General features: G+C 72.1%; 4 protein-coding genes and 1 pseudogene. All 5 read right to left on the reverse strand.

Going from position 1 to position 2,744, the window contains the following annotated elements; genetic code table 11:
- On the reverse strand, window positions 1–91 hold a 91-nt coding region (locus TSO221_RS34220; RefSeq protein WP_146209003.1), incomplete at its 3' end, for a glyceraldehyde 3-phosphate dehydrogenase NAD-binding domain-containing protein.
- Window positions 92–190: 99 nt separating this feature from the next.
- Window positions 191–1,132, reverse strand: coding sequence for a DMT family transporter (locus TSO221_RS34225; RefSeq protein WP_247878398.1), 942 nt, complete (start codon window positions 1,130–1,132; stop codon window positions 191–193).
- Between the two features lie 11 nt (window positions 1,133–1,143).
- Window positions 1,144–1,305 carry a hypothetical protein gene (locus tag TSO221_RS35825; RefSeq protein ID WP_158284302.1) on the reverse strand — a complete coding sequence of 54 codons (162 nt, stop codon included), beginning with the start codon at window positions 1,303–1,305 and terminating at the stop codon, window positions 1,144–1,146.
- 1 nt (window position 1,306) lies between these two features.
- A complete protein-coding gene (locus TSO221_RS34230; RefSeq protein WP_109122921.1) occupies window positions 1,307–2,518 on the reverse strand; it encodes an acetate/propionate family kinase in 1,212 nt (403 codons plus the stop codon).
- Between the two features lie 14 nt (window positions 2,519–2,532).
- Window positions 2,533–2,744: pseudogene (locus TSO221_RS34235) on the reverse strand (phosphate acyltransferase); the annotation flags it as partial.

Genomic DNA, 2,744 nt, shown 5'->3' on the forward strand with positions numbered 1-2,744 from the left:
CCTCGACGTCGGTGCGCCCGCTCTCGTAGATCGCCCGCAGAACCAGACGGCCGATGCGGCCGAACCCGTTGATCGCAACCCGTACAGACATGATGGTGTCTCCAGCTTTGGATGGGGGAAGTATACTAATATATCAGTTTAGAACGCAAGCACCTTCTGCACGGCCGCGGCCGGCATGAGGCGATTCGTCTCAGCAGGGGCGGGCGCCGCCGGTCCGGGGCAGGCGGATGGGCTCCGCTTCCGGGATCACCTTGGCGCGTTGCGCCTCGCGCAGCAGGATCAAGAAGCCGCTGGCGACGACGATGCCGGCGCCGGCCAGCATGGCCGGGCCCGGCACGTCGCCCCAGGCCAGCCAGCCCAGCAGCATCGCCCAGATGAGCCCGGAGTAGCTGAACGGCCCGATCACCACCGCCGGGGCCAGCGCGTAGGCGCGGGTGCTGAAGTACTGCGACCCGCCGCCGGCCAGCCCCATCAGCGCCATCAGGCCGAGCGCCGGCCACGTCGGCGTGGTCCAGGCGAAGGGCAGGGCCAGCGCGCTCAGCAGGGTGGAGAGGACGGTGAAGTAGAACACCGTGGTGACCGGCCGCTCGGTGCGGCCGAGCTGGCGCATGGCGATCATCGCCAGCGCGTAGGCGACCGCCGCGGCCAGCGCCACCAGCGCGCCGGGATCGAGCATCCCGGCCCCCGGCCGCACCATGACCAGCACGCCGGCGAAGCCGACGGCCACGGCGCCCCAGCGGTAGGGGCCGACCCGCTCGCCCAGCAGCGGCATCGACAGCGCGGTGAGGAACAGCGGGGCGGCGTAGGAGATCGCCACCGCGTCGGCCAGCGGCAGCAGGTGATAGGACCAGAACAGCAGCACCATGGCGGTCAGGCCGACCACCGCGCGCCACAGATGACCCAGCCGGTGCCCGGTGCGCAGGCACTCCCGCCCGCCGGCGGCCGCCACCATGGCGGCGGCTGGCAGCAGGGCGAAGAGGTTGCGGAAGAACGTCACCTCCGTCAGCGGGTAGTGCGCGGCCAGATGCTTGGCCAGCGCGTTCATGACGGTCATCAGGACCATCGCCGCCAGCATCGAGAGGATGCCCTGCCGGGCGCTCTCCCGCCGGGGCGTGGCCGTTGACGGAGGCATCGCGCTGCCCTCTACCCGGTGAAGCCGAGGACCAGCACCGCCGCCAGCATCGACGAGCTGGCGGCGGCGTAGACGTAGCCGCGCCGCCCGCCCTCCGCCCGGCTCAGCGTCCGGAGCGTCAGGACGGACCCGACGAGGCCGCCGAAGTAGAGCAGGGGCAGGAGCGTCTGCATCTCACGCGGCCTTGCTGAGGGCGGCGCCGTCCAGCGCGGCGAGGGTGTGGCTGGCGATCATGCGCTCCTCGTCGGTGGGGATGACGAAGACCGGGATGCGGCTGTCGGCCGCGGAGATCCGCGTCGCCTTGGCCCGGTTCGCCGCAGCATCGAGCGTGACGCCCAGCCAGCCCAGCTTCTCCGCCACCCGCGCCCGCACCGGCGCCGAGTGCTCGCCGACGCCCGCGGTGAACACCACCGCGTCCAGACCGCCCATCGACGCCGCCAGCGCCGCCGTCTGCTTGGCGACACCGTGGCAGAACAGCTCCACCGCCTCCGCCGCCGCCGGCGCCTCGGAATCCAGCAGGTCGCGCATGTCGTTGGAGATGCCCGACACGCCGAGCAGGCCGGAGCGCTTGTACAACAGGCTCTCCAGCGCGTCGGCGTCCATGCCCTTCTCGCGCATCAGGTAGATCAGCACGCCGGGGTCGATGTTGCCCGGCCGGGTGCCCATCGGCACGCCGTCCAGCGCGGTGAAGCCCATGGTGGTGTCCTGGCTCTTGCCGGCGCGCATGGCGCACAGGCTGGCGCCGCTGCCCAGGTGGCAGACCACCACGCGGGCGTCGGCCAGCTCCGGCGCCACCTGCGGCAGGCGTTGCGCGATGTACTCGTACGACAGGCCGTGGAAGCCGTAGCGGCGCACGCCCTCCTGGGTCAGTTCGCGCGGCAGGGCGAAGGTCTGCGCCTGCCAGGGCTGCGTCTGGTGGAAGGCGGTGTCGAAGCAGGCGACCTGCGGCAGCTCCGGATACACCTCGGCCAGCGCGCGGATGGCGGCGACGTTGTGCGGCTGGTGCAGCGGGGCGAGCGGGATCAGGCCCTCCAGCTCGGCCAGCACGGCCGGGGTGATGCGCACCGGCGCGGCGAAGCGGGTGCCGCCGTGCACCACCCGGTGCCCGGCCGCCACCAGCGTGGCGCCCTCCAGCCGCATCTCCAGCCAGTCGAGCAGGAAGCGCAGCAGTTCCGGCCGGTCGGCGGGCTTGTCCTTGGGCCAGGCATACTCGGCCAGGGTGCGCTTGGCGGCGTCCTTGGCGTCGAACTTGGGCTCGGTGCCGATTCCCTGGATCTGGCCGTTGATCACGGCCTCCAGATCGCCGCGGCCCTGCCCCTGGAACACGGAGAACTTCAGGCTCGACGAGCCGGCGTTGATGACGAGGTAGGCGTTGCGTGCGGACATGGTGATGTCCCCTCTCATTCAGCGGCCAGGGCCAGCGCCGGCTTGCGGCGCGCGGCGGCGACCAGCGAGGCCACGGCGCAGCTCGCCAGACGGGTGCGGACGTTGTCGGCGCGGCTGGTCAGGATGATCGGCACCCGGGCGCCCAGCACGATGCCGGCGGCGTCGGCGTTGGCCAGGAAGCTCAGCTGCTTGGCCAGCATGTTGCCGGCCTCCAGGTCGGGCACCA

This window comes from Azospirillum sp. TSO22-1 (genome assembly GCF_003116015.1).
In the GTDB taxonomy this organism is placed as follows: domain Bacteria; phylum Pseudomonadota; class Alphaproteobacteria; order Azospirillales; family Azospirillaceae; genus Azospirillum.

Coding starts and splice junctions, on each gene's coding strand:
- TSO221_RS34230 (WP_109122921.1), bottom strand. CDS start 2,518: ATGTCCGCACGCAACGCCTACCTCGTCATCAACGCCGGCTCGTCGAGC.
- TSO221_RS34225 (WP_247878398.1), bottom strand. CDS start 1,132: ATGCCTCCGTCAACGGCCACGCCCCGGCGGGAGAGCGCCCGGCAGGGC.
- TSO221_RS35825 (WP_158284302.1), bottom strand. CDS start 1,305: ATGCAGACGCTCCTGCCCCTGCTCTACTTCGGCGGCCTCGTCGGGTCC.